Here is a 23,363-nt window from a genome sequence, read left to right as displayed (position 1 = left end):
GTGGCACGTAAGGCTTTAATTGAAAAGTGGAACAAAGAACCTAAATATAAAACAAGAGCTTACACAAGATGCAGATTATGTGGAAGACCACATGCTGTATTAAGTAAATATGGTATCTGCAGAATTTGCTTTAGAGAACTTGCTTATAAAGGTGAAATTCCAGGCTGCAAGAAAGCAAGCTGGTAATTATCATAGTGTAATGAAAGGAGGCATATATACATGGTTATGACAGATCCTATCGCAGATTTGCTAACTCGTATTAGAAACGCAAATGCTGTGAAACATGAAATAGTAGAAATTCCTTCATCTAATGTTAAGAAGGCAATGGTTAATATATTACTTGAAGAAGGATATATAAAAGGAATAGAAGAATATACTGACGGTGTAGTTCCAATGCTTAGAATAGCATTAAAATACGGCGGAAATAAAGATAGAGTTATCACTGGATTAAGAAGAATATCTAAACCAGGTTTAAGAGTTTACTGCAAGAAAGATGAGATTCCAAAGGTTCTTAATGGATTAGGAATAGCTGTTATCTCAACTTCCCAAGGTATAGTTACAGATAGAGTAGCTAGAAATCTAGGTCTTGGTGGAGAAGTTCTTTGCTACGTTTGGTAATTATAAGTAGTTAAGAATTCTACGGATGAACATAGGCAATAGTTATTAGTTGCTATTATTATTGAGTACAATCTTAAGTAATGAATTTATCATTACATTTAATATGAATAAATATATGTAACAATGAATTGTTACAAGCACAACAGAAATACAGGAGGTGCGATTATGTCAAGAGTTGGTAGATTACCAATAGCTATACCAGCTGGCGTAACTGTAGATGTAACACCAGATAACGTTGTTACAGTTAAAGGACCAAAAGGTCAGCTAGTTAAAGCTATGCACAAGGATATTAATATTGCTATTGAAGATAATGCTATAGTTGTAACAAGACCAAGTGATGTAAAAGAGCACAGAGCTTTACATGGCTTAACAAGAGCATTAGTTAATAATATGGTAGTTGGAGTAACCGAAGGATACCAAAAGACATTAGAGCTTATTGGTGTTGGTTACAGAGCTCAACTTCAAGGTAAAAAGCTAGTTATGAACTTAGGCTTCTCACATCCAGTGGAAGTAGAAGCTCCAGAAGGAATCACATTTGAAATACTTGCAGCAAACAAACTTGCTGTAAAAGGTATTGATAAAGAGTTGGTTGGAGACATAGCTGCTGATATTAGAAGTTGGAGAGTACCAGAGCCTTATAAGGGTAAGGGTATAAAGTATGATAACGAAGTTATCAGACGTAAGGAAGGTAAAACTGGTAAGAAGTAATAGGAAAGGAGTGAACTAAATGTTCAAGAAGGAAGCTAGACAAGGACAAAGAGAGAGACGTCATCTAAGAGTTCGTAAAAAAGTTTCTGGTACTACAGAAAGACCAAGACTTTCAGTATACAGAAGCGAAAAGAACATTTATGCTCAAATCATTGATGATGTTAAAGGTGTTACTTTAGTTTCAGCATCAAGCTTAGATAAAGATTTTGAAGGCTTAGGAAGCAACAAAGAAGCTGCTAAAAAAGTTGGAGAACTTATCGCTAAAAAAGCATTAGATAAAGGCATTAATAATGTTATATTCGATAGAGGTGGCTTCATTTATCACGGAAGAGTTAAAGAACTTGCAGAAGGTGCGAGAGAAGCTGGACTACAATTTTAATAAAGAAGGAGGGAAATAAATGAGAATCGATCCTAGCACACTTAACCTTAAAGAAAAAGTTGTGTTTATTAATAGAGTTACTAAGGTTGTTAAGGGTGGTAGAAATTTCAGATTCAGCGCACTAGTTGTTGTTGGAGATGAAAATGGCCACGTAGGCGTTGGAATGGGTAAATCCGTTGAAATCCCTGAAGCAATCAGAAAAGGTATCGAAGATGCAAAGAAAAATTTAGTAGAAGTTGAAATGGTTGGAACAACTGTTCCTCATGAAATATATGGAAGATTCGGAACTGGTAAGGTGTTAATCATGCCAGCGGTAGAAGGTACTGGAGTTATAGCTGGAGGTCCTGCGAGAGCAGTTCTTGAGCTTGCTGGATTAAAAGACGTTAGAGCTAAATCATTAGGCTCCAACAATCCTAGAAACATGGTTAATGCAACTATCAATGGATTAGCTGAACTTAGATCTGCAGAGCAGATTGCTAAGTTAAGAGGCAAATCTGTTGAAGAGATTTTAGGTTAGGAGGGATTACCTTGGCTAGACTAAAAGTAACATTAGTTAAGAGCTTAATTGGAAGAAAAGAAGCTCATAAAGCTACTGCAGAAGCTCTTGGACTAAACAAGATTGGCAAGACAGTAGAGCATGAGGATACTCCTCAAATTAAAGGTATGATTAACAAAATAGATTATCTTCTTAAAGTTGAAGAAGTTTAAGAACGAGGAGGTGTAGCAGTATGAAACTTCACGAGTTAAAGCCAGCAGCAGGAAGCAGAAAAGCTCCAAAGAGAGTTGGTAGAGGTACTGGTTCAGGACTTGGTAGAAACGCTGGTAAAGGTGAAAAAGGCCAAAAGGCAAGATCTGGCGGCGGTGTAAGACCAGGATTTGAAGGTGGTCAGATGCCACTATACAGAAGACTTCCTAAGAGAGGTTTTACAAATATATTTGCTAAAGAATATGTTGAATTAAATGTAGATAGATTAAACATTTTTGAAAACGGAACAGAAGTTACTCTTGATTTACTACTTGAAACAGGAGTAGTAAGTAAGCTTAAAGATGGAGTTAAGATATTAGGAAATGGTAACCTAGAGAAGAGCTTAACAGTAAAAGCAACCAAATTCTCTAAGTCAGCAGCTGAAAAAATTGAAGCAGCTGGAGGAAAAGTTGAGGTGATTTAACAATGCTATCAACCCTACGAAATGCCTGGAAGGTTCCGGAGTTAAAAAAGAGAATTTTATGGACATTATTTTTTGTAGCAATTTTCAGGATGGGAAATCATATTCCTGTTCCTGGAATTGATACTGCACAGCTTAGTAATTTTACAAAACAATCCGGAAGTTTATTAAATTTCTATGATTTGATTTCTGGTGGTGCCCTAAGTAGCTTTAGTATATTTGCTATGGGTGTTGTACCATATATAAATGCATCAATTATAATGCAATTATTGACTATAGGGATACCACAACTTGAGCAGCTTTCTAAAGAAGGCGAGGATGGAAGAAGAAAAATACAGAACATTACAAGATATGCAGCACTAGTATTAGGTGCTATTCAATCTTACGGTGCATATGTATTAATTACAAAAGCAGGAGCATTAAAAGATTATTCTAACTTGAATCTGGCTACAATACTAATATGTCTTGTAGCAGCCTCTACATTCTTAATGTGGTTAGGTGATCAGATTACAGTTAAAGGTCTTGGTAATGGTGTATCTTTAATAATATTTGTTAATATTATTTCTAGACTCCCACAAACAGCATTTAAAGTAGCAGGATTTAAAAGTGCACAAGAAGCAACCTCAATAGATGTTATAGTATTTATATTATTTACAGTACTTTTATTAGCAGCATCAATAATTTTATCTTTAGCTGAAAGAAGAATTACAGTACAATATGCTGGAAAATCTGTAGGAAATAAAGTATATAAAGGACAAACAACTCATATTCCAATAGGAGTAATTTCATCAGCGGTTATAGCAATAATATTTGCTATGTCTGTTATGCAATTTCCTAAAACTATAGCTGATTTCTTCCCAGGCTCCTGGTTTGATATGGTTATAGCAAACGGAAAATATAGTCCTTTTAAGCATAATTCCCAATTATATGCTTTCGTATATGCAGTACTTACTATATTCTTTACATGGTTCTATTCACAGGTAACATTTAAACCTGAAGAAATGGCTGAGAATATGAATAAATCAGCTGGATTTATCCCAGGGGTAAGACCTGGTCAGGCAACTGCTAAGTATATAGAAAGAATATTAGATAGATTATCCATTATAGGAGGAGCTTTTGCAGCTATTATAGCTTTATCACCTATTGTAATAGATACACTAACACCTTTTAAAGACTTAGCATTTGGTGGAACTGCACTTCTAATAATAGTTGGAGTCGCATTGGATGTCATGAGACAGTTGGAGTCACAGCTTGTTATGAGACATTACCATGGGTTCCTTAAATAATATTAGTTGGAGATGATTCCGATGAAGATTGTATTACTCGGTCCTCCAGGTGCAGGAAAAGGGACACAGGCTAAGTCCATCTGTAATAGATACAATATACCACATATATCAACAGGTGATATTTTTAGAAAGCATATGGCAGAAAATACTCCATTAGGGATAGAGGCAAGAAAACATATAGATATTGGACATTTAGTACCTGATAAGGTCACTATTGATATGTTACTGGAAAGACTTAAAAATGAAGATTGTAAAGATGGCTATCTTTTAGACGGCTTTCCTAGAACAGTTTTACAGGCGGAAGCTTTACAGCAGTTTTTAGAATCAAATAATGAAAGATTAACTACAGCTCTATTAATTGAAGTTCCAAGAGAATTCATTATTGAAAGAATGACCGGAAGAAGAGTTTGTCCATCTTGTGGTGCTAGCTACCACACAAAATTTAACCCGCCGCAAATCCAAGACAAATGTGACATCTGTGGTAGCGATATTATGCAAAGAAAAGATGATACTGAAGAAACTGTTAGAGAAAGACTTGATGTTTATGAATCTCAAACCCAGCCATTGATAGATTTTTATGAAAATAAAAATTTACTTTCAAAGGTTGATGGAACAAAAGCCATAAATGCAGTATTTGAAAGTATCTGTGAGATCCTAGGAGATGAAAAATGATTATTATTAAAAATAATGATGAAATCAACTTAATGAGAAAAGCTGGTAGAGTGGTTGAAGAAACCCTTATCTTGCTTGAACAAAGTATAAGGCCTGGGATAACTACTTCAGAACTTGATAAATTGGCAGAAGAATTTATAACTAAGCAAGGAGCTATTCCATCCTTTAAAGGGTATTACGGATTCCCTGCTTCCATATGTGCATCTGTGAATGATGAGGTTGTACATGGAATACCTGGTAACAGAGTACTTCAGGAAGGTGATATTATTAGCATAGATTGTGGTGCTATTTTAAATGGATATCATGGTGATGCTGCTAGAACTATTCCTGTAGGTAAAGTTTCTGAGGAAGCCATTAAACTTATTGAAGTAACAAAAGAAAGCTTCTTTAAAGGTGTTGAAAAAGCTATAGCAGGCAATAGACTAACGGATATTTCTTTTGCCATTCAGTGCTATATTGAAGAAAACGGCTTTTCTGTTGTCAGAGACTATGTAGGTCATGGTATAGGACGTAATATGCACGAAGACCCTAGTGTACCCAACTTTGGAAGACCTGAAAGGGGTCCTAAACTAAGTGCTGGAATGGTATTGGCTATAGAGCCTATGGTAAATGTAGGTGCTTATCATGTTAGAACGTTGTCTAATGGATGGACCGTGGTTACTGTGGATGGTAAATACTCTGCGCATTATGAAAATACTGTAGCAATATTACCGGAAGGTCCGGAACTTTTAACTCTTACACAATAGGCATTAGAGTGCTGCTTAGTTATAAATTCACATTTTGCCTTATATTATAAATGGCGATGTGATTTATGACTAAGGTAATCATCGAGGTGAAAAGTTTGCAAAACAATGACTTAATAGGTAGATTAGTATTTTCACTGGCAGGAAGAGATTATATGGAAACATATATAATTGTTGATATTATAGGAAATGATTATGTGCTTCTAGCTAATGGACGTACTAAAACTATAGAAAAGCCTAAAAAGAAAAAGCTTAAACATCTAAACTTAACTAATGTAGTTAGTGAAGAAATTAAAAAAGCTATCTTTCAAAGGGATAATAATATAGATATTATGATTAAAAAATTTCTAAAGCTTGAAGGCATTGTTAAGGAGGGTTGATTACCTTATGTCAAAGGATGATGTTATAGAAATGCAAGGTGTAGTGTTAGAATCACTACCCAATGCGATGTTTGAAGTAGAATTGGAAAGTGGTCATAAGATTTTGGCTCATATTTCAGGTAAGCTTCGAATGAATTTTATTAGAATTCTTCCTGGAGATAAAGTTACTATAGAGTTATCTCCTTATGATTTAACTCGTGGAAGAATTACATGGAGAGCAAAATAACAAGCGCTGTAATTAATAACTTTAAGTGCTTATAAGGAGAACAAGGAGGGTTTGCGATGAAAGTAAGACCATCAGTTAAGCCTATTTGCGAAAAGTGCAAGATTATAAGAAGAAAAGGAAGAGTAATGGTAATCTGTGAAAATCCTAAGCACAAGCAAAAACAAGGCTAAGCTATAATTTGTGTAGTAAAAATTATTTGACTTTTACATAAAAGTCAAATATGATAGTATAGGCATTAAATTTTAATGACTAAAATGCTAGTAAATTTTAGGTGCGGCTGCGGTGGATTTTTACTACTGACCTAAAGTTTTTTATAAATCTATAAATTTGAAAATAAACTAACAAAGTGTAAATTGTGATTCAGCATTTCAATTACCAGGAGGTGTAACTTTTAATGGCAAGAATATCAGGTGTTGACCTACCAAGAGAAAAAAGAGTAGAAGTTGGTCTAACATATATATATGGTATAGGACTACCAACATCACAAAAAATCCTTCAAACTACTGGAATTAATCCAGATACAAGAGTTAGAGATCTTAATGAGCAAGAAGTTAATGCTATAAGAGATTATATAAACAAGAACTTAAAAGTTGAAGGTGACTTAAGAAGAGATATAGCTCTTAGCATCAAGAGATTAGTTGAAATTGGTTGCTATAGAGGAATAAGACATAGAAGAGGTCTTCCAGTAAGAGGACAAAAAACTAAGACTAATGCTAGAACTAGAAAAGGTCCTAAGAAGACTATAGCTAATAAGAAGAAATAGTTAGGAGGGAAGAACATGGCAGCTCAAAAAGTCAAAAAGACTAGAAGAAGAAGAGAAAGAAAAAATGTTGAGCACGGTGCTGCACACATAAAGTCCACTTTCAATAATTCCATAGTTACCATAACTGACGCAGTTGGAAATGCGCTTTCATGGGCTAGTGCTGGTGGACTTGGATTTAGAGGATCAAGAAAGAGTACCCCATTTGCAGCTCAGATGGCAGCTGAAACAGCAGCAAAAGTAGCAATGGAGCATGGTTTAAAAAGTATAGAAGTATATGTAAAAGGACCAGGAGCTGGAAGAGAAGCAGCTATAAGATCTCTTCAAGCAGCTGGACTAGAAGTAACTCTTATTAAAGATGTTACTCCAATCCCACATAATGGATGTAGACCACCAAAGAGAAGAAGAGTCTAATTTTAAGTAGCAGGAGGTGTAATTAATGGCAAGATATACTGGAGCAGTATGCAGACTTTGCAGAAGAGAAGGTCAAAAGCTATTCCTTAAAGGAGATAGATGCTATACAGATAAGTGTGCTATAACTAGAAGAAGCTATGCACCAGGACAACATGGGGCTAGCAAGAAAAAGATGTCCAACTATGGATTACAATTAAGAGAAAAACAAAAAGCTAAGAGAATATATGGCATTCTTGAAAAGCAATTTAGAACATATTATGAAAGAGCAGAAAAAATGAGAGGAATTACAGGTGAAAATCTGTTAAAACTTCTTGAATTAAGATTAGATAACGTAGCATTTAGATTAGGTTACGGAGCTTCAAGAAATGAAGCAAGACAATTAGTTACTCACGGACATTTCTTAATTAATGGTAAGAAAGTAGATATCGCATCCTACAAACTTTCCGTTAATGATGTTATAAGTGTATGTGAAAAGAGCAGAGCTACAGAGAAATTTAAGGTATTTGCTGAAAATCCTAAGACATTACCTAAATGGTTATCAGCTAACCCAGAAAGCTTTGAAGCTACAGTAATTGCTGAACCAGCTAGAGAAGATATAGATGTACCAGTAAATGAAACACTTATCGTTGAGCTTTACAGCAAGTAACAGCTAAGTATAGATATTCGCATAAAAAAAATAGGTTCTATTGTTTTATGCGAATATAGAATCAGTTGCCCTCAAAATAAGGTTGCCATTTAATATATAAGGAGGGTTTGTGGATGTTAGAAATCGAAAAGCCAAAAATTGAATGTGTTGAAAGCAGTGATGATGGTAACTATGGCAAATTTGTCGTAGAACCATTAGAAAGAGGATATGGAATCACTCTTGGTAATGCACTAAGAAGAATATTATTGTCCTCATTACCAGGTGTAGCAGCTACATCAGTTAAAATAGATGGTGTGCTTCACGAGTTTTCAACTGTGGCAGGGGTAAAAGAAGATGTTACAGAATTAATTCTTAACATTAAATCTCTTGCTTTAAAAATGAATGGAGAAGGACCAAAAACCATATATATTGATGCTAAAGGTGCAGGAGAAGTTACTGGTGCTGATATTAGAACTGATGGTGATGTTGAAGTTGTAAACAAGGATTTACATATAGCTACTTTGGATGACAATGCTAAGCTTTATATGGAAATCACTGTTAACAGAGGTAGAGGATACGTTACTCAGAATAAGAATAAGACCGAAGATCTTCCTATAAACACTATAGCAGTGGATTCAATATATACTCCAGTAAAAAGAGTTAATTTTAATGTAGAAAATACAAGAGTTGGTCAAATCACTGACTATGATAAATTAACTATTGAAGTTTGGACTAATGGAACAATTAAAATAGAAGAAGCAATGAGCTTATCTGCTAAGATTCTTATCGAACACTTCAAATTATTCATGACTTTAACAGATCATGCAAATGATATGGAAATAATGATTGAAAAAGAAGAAGATAAGAAAGAAAAAGTTTTAGAGATGACTATCGAAGAATTAGATCTTTCTGTTAGAAGTTATAACTGCTTGAAGAGAGCTGGTATAAACACAGTTCAGGAACTTGCACAAAGGTCCATGGATGATATGATGAAAGTTAGAAATCTTGGAAAAAAATCTTTAGAAGAAGTAGAGAGAAAGCTTAAAGACCTAGGTTTAGGTCTAAGATTAAACGACGAGTAAGGAGGTAGAGCCATGGCAGGATATCGTAAGTTAGGTCGTCCAACTGATCAAAGAAAAGCAATGCTAAGAAATCTTGTTACTAGCTTTTTAAAGCATGGTAAGATTGAAACTACTGAAACAAGAGCAAAGGAAACAAAGAACTTAGCTGAAAAAATGATAACTCTTGCTAAAAGAGGAGATCTTCATGCAAGAAGACAAGTTTTAGCATTTGTTACTGAAGAAGAAGTAGTTAAAAATTTATTTGATAATATAGCTCCTAAGTATGCTGAGAGAAATGGCGGATATACTAGAATATACAAAGTAGGTCCAAGAAGAGGAGACGGAGCAGAAGTAGTTATACTAGAATTAGTATAATTTAAAGGGGATTAAGTAAGCAGCTTAGTCCCCGTTTTGTTATATATCACTTAGAGAAGAGATAAGTTAATTCATCTCTTGTCTAAGTAATATATAGTCTTATTGGAGGATAATTATGAAGGATAATATGATTGAATTCAAAAATGTCAGTTATAAATATGCTGCTTCTGAAGAGGAAAATACTGTAGAAAAATATGCACTTAAGAATGTTGATCTAACTGTAAGTGAGGGTGAATTTTTAGTTATATTAGGTCATAATGGATCAGGAAAATCTACTATAGCTAAACACATAAATGCTCTACTCTTACCTTCAGAAGGAAAAGTATATATAGATAATTTAGATACTAGCGACTCTAATAATCTTTGGGAAATAAGGAAAAGAGCAGGCATGGTATTTCAAAATCCAGATAACCAGCTTGTTGCTACCATCGTAGAGGAAGATGTGGCTTTTGGACCAGAAAACCTAGGCGTGGAACCTTCTGAAATACGAAGAAGAGTAGATGAGAGCTTGAAAAAGGTTGGAATGTATGAATATAGAAAACATGCACCACATTTGCTATCCGGTGGCCAGAAGCAAAGAATTGCTATAGCAGGTATACTTGCTATGATGCCAAAATGTATAGTACTAGATGAGCCTACCGCTATGTTAGACCCTTTTGGCAGAAAAGAGGTAATGAATACTATACAAGACATTAATAAAAATTATGGTATTACTGTAATTTTAATAACACATTATATGGATGAAGCTGCTAAAGCAGATAGAATTATAGTAATGGATAATGGAAGTATTATTACCCAAGGAAAGCCAAGAAATGTATTTAGTAAGGTTGAGATGATGAAAAAAATTGGACTAGATGTGCCTCAAGTTACCGAACTTTCTTACGAATTAGCACAATGTGGGGTAAACATAAGTCAAGAAATATTAAATGTAGATGAGATGGTGAATGCATTATGTCAATTAAGATAGAAAACTTAACTCATATATATATGCCTAAGACCCCTTTTGAAAAAACCGCATTAAATAATATTTCAGTGGAGTTTAAAGAAGGAGAATTTACAGCTCTTATAGGACATACCGGATCAGGAAAATCCACATTAATTCAACATTTAAATGGACTCTTAAAACCAAGCAGCGGTAAGATACTAATTGATGATATAGATATTACTGTTAAAAAGGCTAATCTTACTACTATAAGAAAAAAAGTTGGATTAGTATTTCAGTATCCTGAGTACCAGCTTTTTGAAGAAACCATAGAAAAGGATATTGCCTTTGGTCCCAGAAATTTAGGGCTATCAGAAGAAGATATCTCTAAGCGAGTAAAGCGTGCTATGAATATTGTAGGATTAGAATATGATCTATATAAAGATAAATCACCTTTCGAGCTAAGTGGTGGTCAAAAGAGAAGAGTAGCTATTGCAGGGGTAGTAGCCATGGAACCCAAGGTTCTTATTCTTGATGAACCTACAGCTGGACTTGACCCTAAGGGTAGAGATGAAATACTTGGACAAATTAAGAAACTCCATAATGAGTATAATATGACTATAATTTTAGTATCCCATAGCATGGAAGATGTTGCAAAGCTTGCTGAGAGGGTTATAGTTATGAATAATGGAGAAATTATCATAGATGGAAAGCCATCAGAAGTATTTAAAAACATAGAAGAATTAGAGAGCGTAGGATTGGCAGTACCTCAGGTGACTTACCTTATAAGAGCTTTAAGGGAAAAAGGTTTTGATATTTCGGAAAATATTATTACTATAGAGCAAGCAAAAAAAGAACTCCTTAAGTTTCTTAAGAAAGGAGCAATGAGATGATTAAAGATATTACTATAGGTCAATACATACCAGGGGAATCCTTTGTACATAAGCTGGATCCAAGGACTAAGATATTAATTTCCCTATTGTTCATTATAGACCTTTTTATAATAGATAAAATTTTTGGATATGCTTTTGTGGTAGCTTTTATTGCTTTAACAGTAATTGTGTCAGGCTTATCAGTAAAATATTTATACAAAGGCGTGAAGGGTGTATTTATATTAATATTGATCACTGCTGTGCTAAATTTATTTATGGTACCTGGAACTGCTTCCACCTTGGTGTTTAAATGGAAGTTCATAACTATATATAGAGAAGGTATAAATACTGCTGTGTTTATGGCTTTTAGGCTGATATTATTAATTATTGGTACATCCATATTAACCTTGACTACATCTCCTATTGAGCTTACAGATGGTATTGAAAGGCTATTAAACCCTTTTAAGAAAATAGGCTTGCCAGCTCATGAACTAGCTATGATGATGACTATTGCATTGAGATTTATACCTACACTAATGGATGAAACTGATAAAATAATGAAAGCTCAAAAAGCTAGAGGGGCTGACTTTGAAAGTGGCGGCCTTGTTAAAAAAGCAAAGAGTTTGATACCACTTTTAGTGCCGCTTTTTATTAGTTCTTTCAGAAGGGCAGATGAACTTGCTATGGCAATGGAAGCTAGATGCTATAGAGGTGGAGAAGGTAGAACTAGAATGAAGCAGTTAAAGTTTACTTATAGAGATGCTATAGCTTATCTTGCTTTTGCACTTTTAGTGGCTGCTAGTATTTATGTAAGAATTTTATAAAAGTGAATTGCCATGAAGAACATTAAAATTATCATTGAATATGATGGAACAAATTATTTTGGATGGCAAAGGCAAAATAGTCAAATAACTATACAAGAGTGTATTGAAGAAGCATTAAATAAAGTTACTGGGGAGAATATTTCTGTTACAGGGTCTAGTAGAACAGACTCTGGCGTTCATGCAAAAGGTTTTGTTGCTAATTTTAAAACAAACTCTACCATTCCGCCAGAAAAGTTTAAAGATGCACTGAATACAAAACTTCCTTCAGATATCGTAGTTAAGTTTTCTGAAGAGGTGGACCTTAATTTTCATTCTAGATATGCTTGTAAAGGAAAAACTTATAAGTACACAATTTTAAACCAAGAGCAAAGATCAGCACTGCTAAGAAATTATACTTACTTTGTAAAAGCTAACCTAAATATTCAGCTTATGCAGGAAGCTTGTAAATATTTTATTGGAAAACAAGATTTTGAAGCCTTTAAGAGCACAGGGAGCTCTGTAAAAACTAGTATTAGGACTATAACAGAGCTGTATATAGAAAGAAAAGACAATATTATTGAAATTTATGTTTCTGCTGATGGTTTTCTATATAATATGGTAAGAATAATAGTAGGAACACTTATAGAAGTTGGAACGGGGAAAATTAAACCTGAAGATATAAAAGATATAATAAATTCTAAAGATAGAAATAAAACAGGAAAGTGTGTACCACCTCAAGGTTTAATACTTGAAAAAGTTTATTATTAATACATAAATTATGTTGACACACCCGTATCCGTGTATTATAATAATTATGTTTGCAAGAACTATAATGTGTAAAAGGCTCACTAGCCCCGAGCCTTGACATAAAAGATGTAATTGTTAATCACATGTAATGTTCAGGGAGGGAAAAAGATGAAATCATACATTGCAAAACCACAAGAAGTTGAAAGAAAATGGTATGTAATTGATGCAGCTGGTAAACCACTAGGTAGAGTTGCCAGTCAAGTTGCAACAATATTAAGAGGAAAAAACAAACCAACATTTACACCAAATGTTGATTGCGGAGATTTTGTAATAATAATTAACGCTGAAAAAGTTGTTTTAACTGGAAAGAAATTAGATCAAAAGATGTTAAGACATCACAGTCTTTATCCAGGTGGATTAAAAGAAACTCCTTACAGAGAAGTTATGGAAAAGAAACCTGAATTTGCATTCCAAGAAGCAGTTAGAAGAATGCTTCCAGACGGTGTGTTAGGAAGACAAATGCTTAAAAAATTAAAGGTTTATAGAGGCTCAGAACACGAGCATGCAGCTCAAAAACCAGAAGTACTTGAGTTAAGGTACTAGAAAGTAGCTGGGAGGAGGAATAGAAATGGCTAAAGTTCAGTATTTTGGAACAGGAAGAAGAAAAAAATCTATTGCTAGAGTAAGACTTGTACCAGGTGAAGGTAAAGTTACCATAAATAAGAGAGACATAGAAACTTATTTTGGTTTAGAAACTCTAAGAGTTATAGTAAATCAACCATTAACATTAACTTCAACTAAAGAAAAGTTTGATGTTATAGTTAATGTAAACGGTGGTGGATTTACAGGTCAAGCAGGCGCAATAAGACATGGTATTTCAAGAGCTTTATTAAAAGCTGATGAAAGCTTAAGACCAGAACTTAAAAAAGCAGGCTTTTTAACAAGAGACCCAAGAATGAAAGAAAGAAAGAAATACGGTCTTAAAAAAGCAAGAAGATCTCCACAATTCTCAAAGAGATAATATTTACAAAAATGTCAAAGGAGAAGTTGCAATGCAACTTCTCCTTTGTTTTAATTATAATGTAAATTTTCCAAAGAAATTATTTACATTGAATTAATAACAAGATAAATGTAAAATAGAAGATAAAATATGAGATAAAACATAAGGTAAAAAATTCCTTCAATATTAAGATTAGGTTAAGAATATAAATATCATATTAACAAATGTTAAGTTTTCGTGTATTATTTTATATTGGAGAAAAACTTAAATATGGAGGTATTCAATTTGGATGCAAGCAATTTTAATGTAGCTACTACTATAATTGGTTTAATAGGTGGATTAGGATTATTCCTTTATGGAATGAAACTAATGGGTGATGGGCTTGAAAATGCAGCAGGGGATACGCTTAAAAATATCCTTGAAAAAGTTACATCAAACCCAATATCTGCAGTTTTAGTTGGTACCCTTGTTACTATGGTTATACAAAGCAGTAGTGCCACTACAGTAATGGTAGTTGGATTTGTTAATGCAGGTCTTATGAATCTTTATCAAGCTGCTGGTATAATAATGGGAGCCAATATTGGTACAACTATTACAGCGCAATTAGTGGCATTTAAGCTAGATGCAATAGCTCCCATAGCTGTTGGTATTGGAACAGCCATTGTATTATTTGCTAAAAATAAGAGAAGAAAAGATGTAGGAAGTATTATCTTAGGTTTTGGTATTCTATTTATGGGTATGGGGATAATGGGTGATGCCTTAAAACCTATATCGAAATCCTCTCAATTTACAGAAATTATATTAGCTATAGGTGACAACAGATATCTTGGCATCTTGGCAGGATTAGCCTTAACAGCAGTAGTTCAGAGTTCATCAGCAACTACAGGTATATTAATTGCTCTTGCAGGTACTGGAGTTGTAGGAATGAATGTAGCTCTTCCAATAATATTTGGATGTAATATTGGAACTTGTGTAACTGCATTGCTTGCATCTATAGGAACTTCTAAAACAGCTCATAAGGCAGCATTTATTCATTTAGCCTTTAATATTTTTGGAACCCTTATATTCATACCTTTTATGGATATTTTAGTACATATAGTTCAAACCATAAGCCCAGATAGTGTTCCAAGACAGATAGCTAATGCACATACAATATTTAATATAAGCAATACATTGATTATGGTTCCTTTAATAAAGTACTTGATATTGTTAGTAAATAAGATAATTCCAGGGGAAGATGAAATAGAAAAGATTGGACCCAAGTACTTAGATGAAAGATTATTAGAAACACCAATAATCGCAGCAGGACAAGTAATCAAAGAAACTATTAGAATGGCAACTAAAGCCAAGGAAAATCTTCAGATTTCTATAGAAGCTTTTCACACTAATAATGAGGATTTGGTTAAAAAAGTTTATACCAATGAAAAGCTCATTAATGTTTTAGAAGAAAGCATAACCGATTTTTTAGTAAGGCTTTCAAAGACTGATCTTTCAGATAAAGAGCATAGCATAGTGCAATCAACTTATCATGTGGTAAACGACATAGAGCGTATAGGAGACCATGCAGAAAATATTGCAGATCTTACTTTAGAAAAGATAAACAGAAGACTTGATTATTCAGGCGATGCTTTGGAAGAGTTGACAAATATGTATAATTATACTTTAAATGCATTAGAAATGGCCATAGAGAGCTATGCTAATAGAGATACTTTAAAGGCTCAAGCAGTTAACGACATAGAGCAGAAAATTGATGATTGTCAAAAAGAGTATAGAGATTCTCATATAAGAAGACTTAATGAAGGAAAGTGCAATGCTTATTCTGGAGCCCTTTATATCGATGTAATAAGCAACCTAGAAAGAATTGGAGACCACTCTGTAAATATTGCAGAAAGTGTTTTAAATAATAATATTGGTGAATAATGTGAAAAAGTTTAAGAGCTCATAGGAATTAACCTAGAGCTCTATTTTTATATATAAAGTTTGGTAATTACTTCAGATGGCAAAATAATCTTATTATAAAATTGCCCTGTAAACACATAATAATTGTATATTTGCAAAGGAGGATAATAATGAAAAATAGATTTTCTAAACATATAATGTATAAGGTACTTTTAATCACTGCCATAATTATGGGGAGTAATATAGCAAATACAAAGGCACTTAACCTTTTATATGAAGAAGAGAATAAAGCTAAGATAATCCTTATAGACCCTGGACATGGAGGTTATGATGGAGGAGCAGTATCAAAAAGTGGGACTATAGAGAAGGATGTTAACCTTTCCATAGCAATAAAGTTAAAAAAACAACTGGAAGATAAGGGATATAAAGTCTATATGACAAGAGAAGAGGATGAAAGCTTAAATAGTATAATTAAAAAACCTTCCAGCAAGAAGGTGGAAGATTTAACTAACAGATGTAATAAAAAAAAGGAAGTTAATTGTGATATGTTTATAAGTATTCATCAAAATACTTTTCCACAAAGTAAGGTATACGGTGCTCAAGTTTGGTATTCAAAGTATGAAGAAAGCAAGATTCTAGCAGGTAAAATTCAAAAATGCCTTATTGAAATGGTAGACCCTAGTAATAAGAGAATTGAAAAACCAGCCTTGGATCATTATAGGATACTAAGGGATGGGTATGAAGCCCCTTCAGTATTAGTGGAATGTGGTTTTTTGACTAACCTAGAAGAAGAGAAGAAATTAAAGGATGAAGCATATCAAGAAAAGATAGCATTAGCCATTGCTGAAGGAGTAAAGAAATATTATGAAGAAATAGGTAAGGGGAATTCTGTAGAACAATAATATTTCCAGGGGAATAAAATTAAGCAGCCGCTTTAAAGCTTAAATTTAAAGTGGCTGCTTAATTTTTAGTTAATAATAACCGCAGTACCTTCTTTTACCGTTATCCACCAGCTTTGACCATTTACTAATTTAATATTCTCTCCAGATGAATCTAAAAGTTTTGTAGGATTATCTCCATTATTACTCCAAGTTGCTTTAGTAAACTTACCACCTGAGCATATTATGGCATTACCAGAGGAGAGAGTTTTGTTAATTTGGCTACCATCCTCTTCTTTTACATATTGTATTATAACATTTGAAACTGAGAGAGGTTTATTTGATATTCTATCTATGTCCTTTACTTTATCCCTCATATGAAAGTACTTACCTTCTTCAAAAACAAAAGATGAGGAATCCTTGGTATTGAATTCTAAGAAGATTAGTTCAGCATTTTTATCATAGCATTTAGGCAAGGATGATGGTGAAGGGGTAAAGCTAAATTCTGCTAAGGCGTTTAATGGAACATTAGTTATAGATTTTATATTATCTGTTTTTAAGGGTCTATTGCCAAAAAAGATGGCTTTATATACCGGAAGCTGAAAATCTTCATTGTAAGACTCATAAATGATGTCTGCTGTACTCAAGTAATGAAGTTCTTCTATGTTTTGAATTTCAGAATATATAACTTCATTAGCTGGAGTATTATTAAGAACTGGTTGTATTTTTTCTCCTGTAAGGGGAGATACATCTATTACATTTCCCTGAGGAACTCTATAATATCTTTTATAACTTATATATTTATAAGAAGTATATAAACATAGAATTATAAAAATAGTTAATAAAAAATATATTACATAATTAAATGCTTCTTCATGGTTTTTTTTAAATTGCACAAATATCTTCCTTTCAACCATTTTCATTTTATAAATTATAATCAACTTTTTATGTAATTATGCAAAGAATATTTATAAAAACCTACGTTATTAAGAAATCGTTAAAAATTTATTAAAATATGTTGAAAGGACCACATTGGTATGCTAATATTAAATCGGAAATGGACTAATCCATTAATCCATTTAAAGGAGGATACCAGCTTTGGAAATAACTTTGAATAAAAAGAGTGGAGTTCCTCTCTATATACAGGTAAAAAAGCAAATAATGGATTTAATAATTGAAGGAAGCTTAAAAGTAGGATCTAAAATGCCTACGGAAAGAGAATTATCAGAAACTCTAAAGGTAAGCAGAAATACAGTGAGTTCAGCTTATAAAGAACTTGAAATAGAGGGAGTTCTGAAATCGTTTCAAGGAAAAGGTACTTTTGTGGCTGAGCACAATAGAGTATGGAAGGCAAAGGATGTAAAAGATAAGATATATAAATTTTTAGACCTTGCCTTTGAAGAAGCCATAGAGAGTGGAATGGATAGTAAGGAGTTTCTAAAATTAGTAGACAAGCATATTATAGAAAAAGTTGAAAAGATGAATCGTACTACTGCTGTATATGTAGAGTGTAATGTGGAACAATCCAGGATGTTCAGCAAACAATTAAGTGATTCTACCAACATGAATGTAGTGCCTGTTACCTTAAATGATTTGAAAAGCATGGATAGTAAAACTAAAAAGGCACTGGAAAATAGCCAGATAATAGTATCCACTTTTAACCATGTTCGTGAAGTATCCAGACTTACTGCAATTTATAAGAAAGAGATATTAGGCGTTGCTATCAATGCTGATTTAGGCACCATAGTAAAAATTGCTCGCTACCCTGAAGGTACAAGGTTTGGATTATTTTGCATATCAGAAGAATTCATGTTTAAGATTCAACAGGCTTTGGAAGAGGCTGGACTTGGAAATATTAACATTGAATATACTAATAGTTTTGTTAAAGATGAAATAAAGAGAGTTATGAAAGAAAGTGATGTAATATTAGTTTCACCAGGTAGGTATAAAGATATAGAAGAAATAAATTCAGAACACAAGGATATAATAAAATTTATTTATAATTTGGATGATGGTTCAGTTAATGCGCTTAAATCAAAAATTGTTGATTTAAATATATCTATATAATTTTAGGAGGAGTCTAAATGGACAAAAAAACCTTAGTTCTCGGTGTTATAGGTGCTGATTGTCATGCGGTAGGAAATAAAATATTAGAATATGGTCTTACCGAAGCAGGATTTAATGTAGTGAACATAGGGGTATTATCACCTCAAGAAGACTTTATAAATGCTGCTGTAGAAACTAATGCTAATGTAATAATGGTTTCATCTCTTTATGGGCACGGGGAGATAGATTGCAGAGGCATGAGGGAAAAATGCAAGGAGGCCGGCCTAAACGACATACTTCTTTATGTTGGAGGTAATATAGTCGTAGGAAAACAGAATTGGGAAGAAGTTTATGATAGATTTAAAGACATGGGTTTTGATAGGGTATATCCACCAGGAACATCTATTGAAACAGCAGTTTCTGATTTGAAAAAAGATTTGCATATTTAAATATGGTGGAGTGATTAATATGAAAGCTTATTTGCTTATTGATTTTGGTAGTACCTATACTAAGCTTACGGCTGTAGATATAGAAAATGAAGAAATATTAGCTGTAGCTAAAGATATTACTACCATTGAAAGCGATATAATGACAGGGTTTAATAACGCTTATAAAAAACTTATGAAAAATGAAAGTATGCACACTGTAGAATTTGTAAAGAAACTTGCCTGCTCTTCTGCAGCTGGAGGATTAAAGATGGTGGCTGTAGGGTTGGTACCTGAACTTACTGCCGAAGCAGCTAAAAGAGCCGCTTTAGGAGCTGGTGCTAGAGTTATAAAAACCTATAGTTACGATTTAACAGAAGATGAGATAAATGAAATTAAGGTTATGAACATCGATATAATTTTACTAGCAGGGGGTACCGATGGAGGCAATAAGGAATGTATAATAAATAATGCAAAAGCTATTGCTGAAAGCGAGTTAAATATTCCAGTGGTGGTAGCGGGAAATAAAGTAGCAGTAACTGAAATAAGGAGCATCTTTAGTAAGAAGAATATATTTCATGCTGTTACTGAAAACGTTATGCCTAAACTAAATACATTAAATGTAGAACCTGCAAGAGAAGAAATTAGAAAGATATTTATGAATAGAATAATTGAAGCTAAGGGATTAAAGAATGCTGAAAGCTTTATAAATGGGATATTAATGCCTACTCCTGCTGCAGTTTTAAACGCAGCTAGGGTTTTAAGTGAAGGCAGTGATAAAGAGGAAGGTATAGGAGAAATTATAATAGTAGATATTGGAGGCGCCACCACTGATGTTCACTCTATAGCTAGTGGAGACCCTTCCAAGCCAGGTGTTAATCTTAGAGGGTTAGAGGAACCTTTTGCTAAAAGAACTGTAGAAGGTGACCTAGGTATGAGATATTCAGCATTATCTCTATGGGAAGCTGCTGGAACTAGAAAAATTAAAAAATATATAAAAAATAAAGAGTTAAATATTGAAGAAGGTTGTAGATATAGACATAATAACATAATGATGGTACCTGAAACAGAGGAAGAAATAGATTTCGAAGAGGCTATGGCAAAAACAGCGGTGGATATGGCCATGGAAAGGCATTGTGGATATGTAGAACCAAATTATTCACCCATGGGCATGGTTTATAGCCAATATGGTAAAGATTTAATGGAAGTGAATTATGTAATTGGTACTGGCGGAGTTATAGTTCATAGCGAAAAACCAAGAGACATTTTAGAGGCTGGAGCATTTTCCACAGATAACATATCATCTTTGAAACCTAGACATCCTAAGTACATGATAGATAAAAGCTACATATTATCATCCATGGGATTGCTTTGCGAAGAATTACCAGACATGTCTGTAAGAATAATGAAAAAATATCTTAAGCTAATATAAATCTATGAGGTTAGGGGATATAAAAGTGAAATTAGAAAATAAAAAGTGGACTGAAGAACAATTTTTTACTATTAGGGAAGAGGTTTTAAATCATTGGCCTACGGGAAAAAATTTAAATCTTAAGGATTCGGTGGATTACTTAAAAAAGGTACCAGATCATAAAAGCTTTCCAAAAAAACTTGCTAAAGCTAAGGAAGAAAAAATAACTTTAGCACAGCCAAGAGCAGGAGTAGCTTTAATTGAAGAACATATTGAACTTTTAACTTATCTGCAAAATCAAGGAGAAGCAGACTTGCTTCCTTCTACCATAGATAGCTATACCAGACAAAATAGATATGATGAATGCGAAATAGGAATTAGAGAAAGCCGTCTTACAGGTAGATCATTGCTTAACGGTTTCCCTGCAGTAAACCATGGAGTTCATGGCTGCAGAAAGGTTTTTGAAGCTGTTAATCTACCATTACAAGCAAGACATGGTACACCAGACGGAAGGCTTCTAGCAGAGATAATTCATGCTTCAGGATGGACTTCCAATGAAGGAGGAGGTATTTCTTATAATATTCCTTATGCAAAAAGTGTACCTATAGAAAAAACTTTATTGGATTGGCAGTATTGTGACAGATTGGTTGGATTTTATGAAGAGCAAGGCGTATCCATTAATAGAGAGCCTTTTGGACCCTTAACAGGAACTTTAGTACCACCTAGTACTTCCAATGCTGTGGCAATACTAGAAGCGTTGTTAGCTGCAGAACAAGGGGTTAAAAACATAACTGTAGGATATGGTCAATGCGGAAACCTAATACAAGACGTAGCTGCTTTAAGAGCACTAGAAGAGCAAGTTACTGACTATCTTAATTACTTTGGTTATAAGGATGTATTTATTACTACAGTATTCCACCAATGGATGGGAGGTTTTCCACAAGATGAGTCTAAAGCTTTTGGGGTAATATCCAATGGTGCAGCCACAGCAGCCTTAGCAGGGGCAACTAAAGTTATAGTTAAAACACCTCATGAAGCTATTGGTATACCTACAAAAGAAGCTAATGGTCAAGGTATTAGAGCTACAAAAATGACATTAAATCTTTTAAGAGGTCAAAGACTGCCTATGTCAAAAGAGCTAGCCACTGAAATTGCCATCATTAAAGCTGAAACAAAGTGTATGATAGATAAGATAGTAGAAATAGGTAAGGGCGATTTGGCTATTGGAACTGTAAAAGGCTTTGAAATGGGAATTATAGATATACCTTTTGCGCCAAGTAAATATAATGCAGGTAAAATGATGCCAGCAAGAGATAATGATGGAGCTGTTAGATACTTGATGTTTGGTAATTTGCCTTTTACTGAAGAACTAAGGGAATTTAATATAAAAAAATTAGAGGATAGAGGTAGGTATGAAAATAGATCCGTAGGCTTCCAGATGACAGTGGATGATATTTTTGCTGTAGGAAAAGGAAGACTAGTGGGAAGACCAGAAGGAATAAGATAATTAAAATCAAAAGATATTCATTAATAAATTAATTTAATAAACATTAAGAAGGAAGGGCTTTAAGATGAAAATTGTTGATGTAGTTTGTTCCCCAGGAAGAACAGGATTTTATTTTGATGACCAAAGAGCTATAAAAAAAGGTGCTGCTCATGATGGATTTACTTACGTAGGAGAACCAGTAACAGAAGGTTTTAAAGCAGTTAGACAGGCAGGTGAATCCATTTCTGTAATGTTAATATTAGAGGATGGTCAGGTAGCTTACGGTGATTGTGCAGCAGTACAATATAGCGGAGCAGGTGGAAGAGATCCACTTTTCTTAGCCTCAGATTTTATACCAGTGATTGAAAAAGAAATAGCTCCTAAACTTGTGGGAAGGGAGTTAGAAAGCTTTAGAGAGTTAGCTGAAGAGTTTGATAAAATCGTTGTTAATGGAAAAAGACTTCATACTGCTATAAGGTATGGAATCACTCAAGCTTTATTAGATGGAGTAGCAAAGGCTAAAAAGCTAACCATGGCTGAAGTGGTAAGAGATGAGTACGAAACAGGAGTAGAAATAAAGAGAGTACCTATTTTCACTCAATCAGGAGATGATAGGTATGATAATTCTGACAAGATGATTATAAAAGGTGCGGATGTAATGCCTCATGCATTAATAAATCACGTAACAGAAAAACTTGGGGAAAATGGTGAGAAGCTTTTACATTATGTTAAGTGGTTAAGTGACAGAGTGCTAAAGCTAAGATACTCAGAAAATTATAATCCAGTGTTTCATATTGATGTATATGGAACTATTGGTGTAGCTTTTAATTATGATATGGATGCCATGGTAGAATATCTTAAAACTCTGGAAGAAGCAGCAAAACCATTCCACTTAAGAATAGAAGGACCTATGGATGTAGAAGATAGGCAAAAGCAAATGGAAGCATTGAAACATTTAACCGCTAGGTTAGATAAAGAAGGCATTAATGTAGAAATAGTAGCTGACGAGTGGTGTAACACTTATGATGATGTAGTGTTCTTTGCGGATAATAAAGCAGGGCATATGCTTCAAGTTAAGACACCAGACCTAGGAGGAGTTAATAATACCATAGAAGCACTATTATACTGTAAAAAAATGGGCGTAGGAGCTTACTGCGGTGGTACTTGCAATGAAACTAACAGAAGTGCTGAAATCTGTACCAATATAGCAATGGCTTGTGGAGCAGCTCAAGTGCTTGCGAAGCCAGGAATGGGTGTAGATGAAGGGTTTATGATAGTAAATAATGAAATGAATAGGGTCATTGCTTTAGCTAATAGAAGGAATAAATGCAAATAATGCATAAAATATAGAATTTACGTAATAATGAATAATTAAAGACACTTAATAAGAGTAAATTCTCTTATATGGTGGATTTTAATTGTTCATTTTTACTTATGTCCTTATAAATAGATGTATAATAA

At 33.7% G+C, this 23,363-nt stretch carries 32 protein-coding genes; 31 read left to right on the top strand and 1 reads right to left on the bottom strand.

What is annotated here, in order from left to right; genetic code table 11:
• The 26 genes from BUA82_RS13020 to cwlD all read left to right on the top strand — a co-directional run bounded on the left by BUA82_RS13020 (position 1) and on the right by cwlD (position 16,558).
• On the top strand, positions 1-186 hold the full coding sequence (locus BUA82_RS13020) for a type Z 30S ribosomal protein S14 (protein ID WP_073008922.1): 186 nt from the start codon (positions 1-3) through the stop codon (positions 184-186).
• Positions 187-219: 33 nt separating this feature from the next.
• Positions 220-618 (top strand): 30S ribosomal protein S8, encoded by a 399-nt coding sequence (gene rpsH / locus BUA82_RS13015; protein ID WP_073008920.1) that lies wholly within the window; start codon positions 220-222, stop codon positions 616-618.
• Positions 619-783: 165 nt separating this feature from the next.
• The gene (rplF, locus tag BUA82_RS13010; RefSeq protein ID WP_073008918.1) at positions 784-1,326 is read left to right on the top strand and encodes a 50S ribosomal protein L6; all 543 of its coding nucleotides are present in this window, start codon (positions 784-786) and stop codon (positions 1,324-1,326) included.
• A gap of 19 nt (positions 1,327-1,345) precedes the next feature.
• Positions 1,346-1,705, top strand: a complete 360-nt coding sequence (gene rplR / locus BUA82_RS13005; RefSeq protein ID WP_073008916.1) for a 50S ribosomal protein L18 — start codon at positions 1,346-1,348, stop codon at positions 1,703-1,705.
• Between the two features lie 19 nt (positions 1,706-1,724).
• The gene (gene rpsE, locus BUA82_RS13000; RefSeq protein ID WP_073008914.1) at positions 1,725-2,222 is read left to right on the top strand and encodes a 30S ribosomal protein S5; all 498 of its coding nucleotides are present in this window, start codon (positions 1,725-1,727) and stop codon (positions 2,220-2,222) included.
• A gap of 11 nt (positions 2,223-2,233) precedes the next feature.
• Positions 2,234-2,413 (top strand): 50S ribosomal protein L30, encoded by a 180-nt coding sequence (gene rpmD / locus BUA82_RS12995; RefSeq protein WP_073008912.1) that lies wholly within the window; start codon positions 2,234-2,236, stop codon positions 2,411-2,413.
• Between the two features lie 20 nt (positions 2,414-2,433).
• A complete protein-coding gene (gene rplO / locus BUA82_RS12990; RefSeq protein ID WP_073008910.1) occupies positions 2,434-2,874 on the top strand; it encodes a 50S ribosomal protein L15 in 441 nt (146 codons plus the stop codon).
• A gap of 2 nt (positions 2,875-2,876) precedes the next feature.
• Positions 2,877-4,157, top strand: a complete 1,281-nt coding sequence (gene secY, locus BUA82_RS12985; RefSeq protein ID WP_073008906.1) for a preprotein translocase subunit SecY — start codon at positions 2,877-2,879, stop codon at positions 4,155-4,157.
• A 21-nt stretch (positions 4,158-4,178) separates the two neighbouring features.
• Entirely contained in the window at positions 4,179-4,829 is a 651-nt protein-coding gene (locus BUA82_RS12980; RefSeq protein ID WP_073008903.1) for an adenylate kinase, read from the top strand.
• Positions 4,826-5,575, top strand: a complete 750-nt coding sequence (gene map, locus BUA82_RS12975; RefSeq protein ID WP_073008900.1) for a type I methionyl aminopeptidase — start codon at positions 4,826-4,828, stop codon at positions 5,573-5,575. Before BUA82_RS12980 ends, map begins: the two co-directional genes overlap by 4 nt.
• Positions 5,576-5,670: 95 nt before the next feature.
• Positions 5,671-5,952 (top strand): KOW domain-containing RNA-binding protein, encoded by a 282-nt coding sequence (locus BUA82_RS12970; protein WP_073008897.1) that lies wholly within the window; start codon positions 5,671-5,673, stop codon positions 5,950-5,952.
• A gap of 7 nt (positions 5,953-5,959) precedes the next feature.
• A complete protein-coding gene (infA, locus tag BUA82_RS12965) occupies positions 5,960-6,178 on the top strand; it encodes a translation initiation factor IF-1 (protein ID WP_073008894.1) in 219 nt (72 codons plus the stop codon).
• A gap of 56 nt (positions 6,179-6,234) precedes the next feature.
• Positions 6,235-6,348, top strand: a complete 114-nt coding sequence (rpmJ, locus tag BUA82_RS12960; protein WP_003448032.1) for a 50S ribosomal protein L36 — start codon at positions 6,235-6,237, stop codon at positions 6,346-6,348.
• Between the two features lie 224 nt (positions 6,349-6,572).
• Positions 6,573-6,941 (top strand): 30S ribosomal protein S13, encoded by a 369-nt coding sequence (gene rpsM / locus BUA82_RS12955; RefSeq protein ID WP_073008891.1) that lies wholly within the window; start codon positions 6,573-6,575, stop codon positions 6,939-6,941.
• A gap of 15 nt (positions 6,942-6,956) precedes the next feature.
• A complete protein-coding gene (rpsK, locus tag BUA82_RS12950) occupies positions 6,957-7,352 on the top strand; it encodes a 30S ribosomal protein S11 (protein WP_073008888.1) in 396 nt (131 codons plus the stop codon).
• Between the two features lie 25 nt (positions 7,353-7,377).
• Positions 7,378-7,998 carry a 30S ribosomal protein S4 gene (gene rpsD / locus BUA82_RS12945; RefSeq protein ID WP_073008885.1) on the top strand — a complete coding sequence of 207 codons (621 nt, stop codon included), beginning with the start codon at positions 7,378-7,380 and terminating at the stop codon, positions 7,996-7,998.
• A 113-nt stretch (positions 7,999-8,111) separates the two neighbouring features.
• The gene (locus BUA82_RS12940; protein ID WP_073008883.1) at positions 8,112-9,059 is read left to right on the top strand and encodes a DNA-directed RNA polymerase subunit alpha; all 948 of its coding nucleotides are present in this window, start codon (positions 8,112-8,114) and stop codon (positions 9,057-9,059) included.
• 12 nt (positions 9,060-9,071) lie between these two features.
• Positions 9,072-9,413 (top strand): 50S ribosomal protein L17, encoded by a 342-nt coding sequence (gene rplQ / locus BUA82_RS12935; RefSeq protein ID WP_073008880.1) that lies wholly within the window; start codon positions 9,072-9,074, stop codon positions 9,411-9,413.
• Positions 9,414-9,528: 115 nt separating this feature from the next.
• Positions 9,529-10,380: an energy-coupling factor transporter ATPase gene (locus BUA82_RS12930; protein ID WP_073008877.1), complete on the top strand. Its 852-nt coding sequence runs from the start codon at positions 9,529-9,531 to the stop codon at positions 10,378-10,380.
• Complete coding sequence (locus tag BUA82_RS12925; protein ID WP_073008874.1) at positions 10,365-11,228, top strand: energy-coupling factor transporter ATPase; 864 nt, start codon at positions 10,365-10,367, stop codon at positions 11,226-11,228. The genes BUA82_RS12930 and BUA82_RS12925 overlap by 16 nt, the downstream gene beginning before the upstream one ends.
• Positions 11,225-12,031, top strand: coding sequence for an energy-coupling factor transporter transmembrane component T family protein (locus tag BUA82_RS12920; RefSeq protein ID WP_073008871.1), 807 nt, complete (start codon positions 11,225-11,227; stop codon positions 12,029-12,031). Before BUA82_RS12925 ends, BUA82_RS12920 begins: the two co-directional genes overlap by 4 nt.
• Before the next feature lie 12 nt (positions 12,032-12,043).
• Positions 12,044-12,778 (top strand): tRNA pseudouridine(38-40) synthase TruA, encoded by a 735-nt coding sequence (gene truA, locus BUA82_RS12915; protein WP_073008868.1) that lies wholly within the window; start codon positions 12,044-12,046, stop codon positions 12,776-12,778.
• A 147-nt stretch (positions 12,779-12,925) separates the two neighbouring features.
• Positions 12,926-13,360: a 50S ribosomal protein L13 gene (gene rplM / locus BUA82_RS12910; protein WP_073008865.1), complete on the top strand. Its 435-nt coding sequence runs from the start codon at positions 12,926-12,928 to the stop codon at positions 13,358-13,360.
• 25 nt (positions 13,361-13,385) lie between these two features.
• On the top strand, positions 13,386-13,778 hold the full coding sequence (gene rpsI / locus BUA82_RS12905) for a 30S ribosomal protein S9 (protein WP_073008862.1): 393 nt from the start codon (positions 13,386-13,388) through the stop codon (positions 13,776-13,778).
• Between the two features lie 264 nt (positions 13,779-14,042).
• Positions 14,043-15,677: a Na/Pi cotransporter family protein gene (locus tag BUA82_RS12900; protein WP_278321587.1), complete on the top strand. Its 1,635-nt coding sequence runs from the start codon at positions 14,043-14,045 to the stop codon at positions 15,675-15,677.
• A gap of 209 nt (positions 15,678-15,886) precedes the next feature.
• Entirely contained in the window at positions 15,887-16,558 is a 672-nt protein-coding gene (gene cwlD, locus BUA82_RS12895; RefSeq protein WP_242948974.1) for an N-acetylmuramoyl-L-alanine amidase CwlD, read from the top strand.
• Positions 16,559-16,623: 65 nt separating this feature from the next.
• Here the strand turns inward: cwlD and BUA82_RS12890 are convergent, their stop codons facing one another.
• On the bottom strand, positions 16,624-17,430 hold the full coding sequence (locus BUA82_RS12890) for a DUF3048 C-terminal domain-containing protein (RefSeq protein WP_073008857.1): 807 nt from the start codon (positions 17,428-17,430) through the stop codon (positions 16,624-16,626).
• A gap of 202 nt (positions 17,431-17,632) precedes the next feature.
• On the opposite strand from BUA82_RS12890, the gene BUA82_RS12885 reads away from it, so the two are divergent.
• The 5 genes from BUA82_RS12885 to BUA82_RS12865 all read left to right on the top strand — a co-directional run bounded on the left by BUA82_RS12885 (position 17,633) and on the right by BUA82_RS12865 (position 23,238).
• Complete coding sequence (locus tag BUA82_RS12885; RefSeq protein ID WP_341430431.1) at positions 17,633-18,601, top strand: GntR family transcriptional regulator; 969 nt, start codon at positions 17,633-17,635, stop codon at positions 18,599-18,601.
• A 17-nt stretch (positions 18,602-18,618) separates the two neighbouring features.
• Positions 18,619-19,029 carry a methylaspartate mutase subunit S gene (gene glmS / locus BUA82_RS12880; protein WP_073008851.1) on the top strand — a complete coding sequence of 137 codons (411 nt, stop codon included), beginning with the start codon at positions 18,619-18,621 and terminating at the stop codon, positions 19,027-19,029.
• Positions 19,030-19,048: 19 nt separating this feature from the next.
• A complete protein-coding gene (gene glmL / locus BUA82_RS12875; protein ID WP_073008848.1) occupies positions 19,049-20,437 on the top strand; it encodes a methylaspartate mutase accessory protein GlmL in 1,389 nt (462 codons plus the stop codon).
• Positions 20,438-20,462: 25 nt separating this feature from the next.
• Positions 20,463-21,923 (top strand): methylaspartate mutase subunit E, encoded by a 1,461-nt coding sequence (locus BUA82_RS12870; RefSeq protein WP_073008845.1) that lies wholly within the window; start codon positions 20,463-20,465, stop codon positions 21,921-21,923.
• A gap of 64 nt (positions 21,924-21,987) precedes the next feature.
• Complete coding sequence (locus BUA82_RS12865) at positions 21,988-23,238, top strand: methylaspartate ammonia-lyase (RefSeq protein ID WP_073008842.1); 1,251 nt, start codon at positions 21,988-21,990, stop codon at positions 23,236-23,238.
• Positions 23,239-23,363 lie beyond the last annotated feature (125 nt).

It is taken from the genome of Clostridium amylolyticum (assembly GCF_900142075.1).
GTDB classification, from domain to species: domain Bacteria; phylum Bacillota; class Clostridia; order Clostridiales; family Clostridiaceae; genus Clostridium_AA; species Clostridium_AA amylolyticum.
This window is presented reverse-complemented; position numbering and strand designations above follow the sequence as displayed.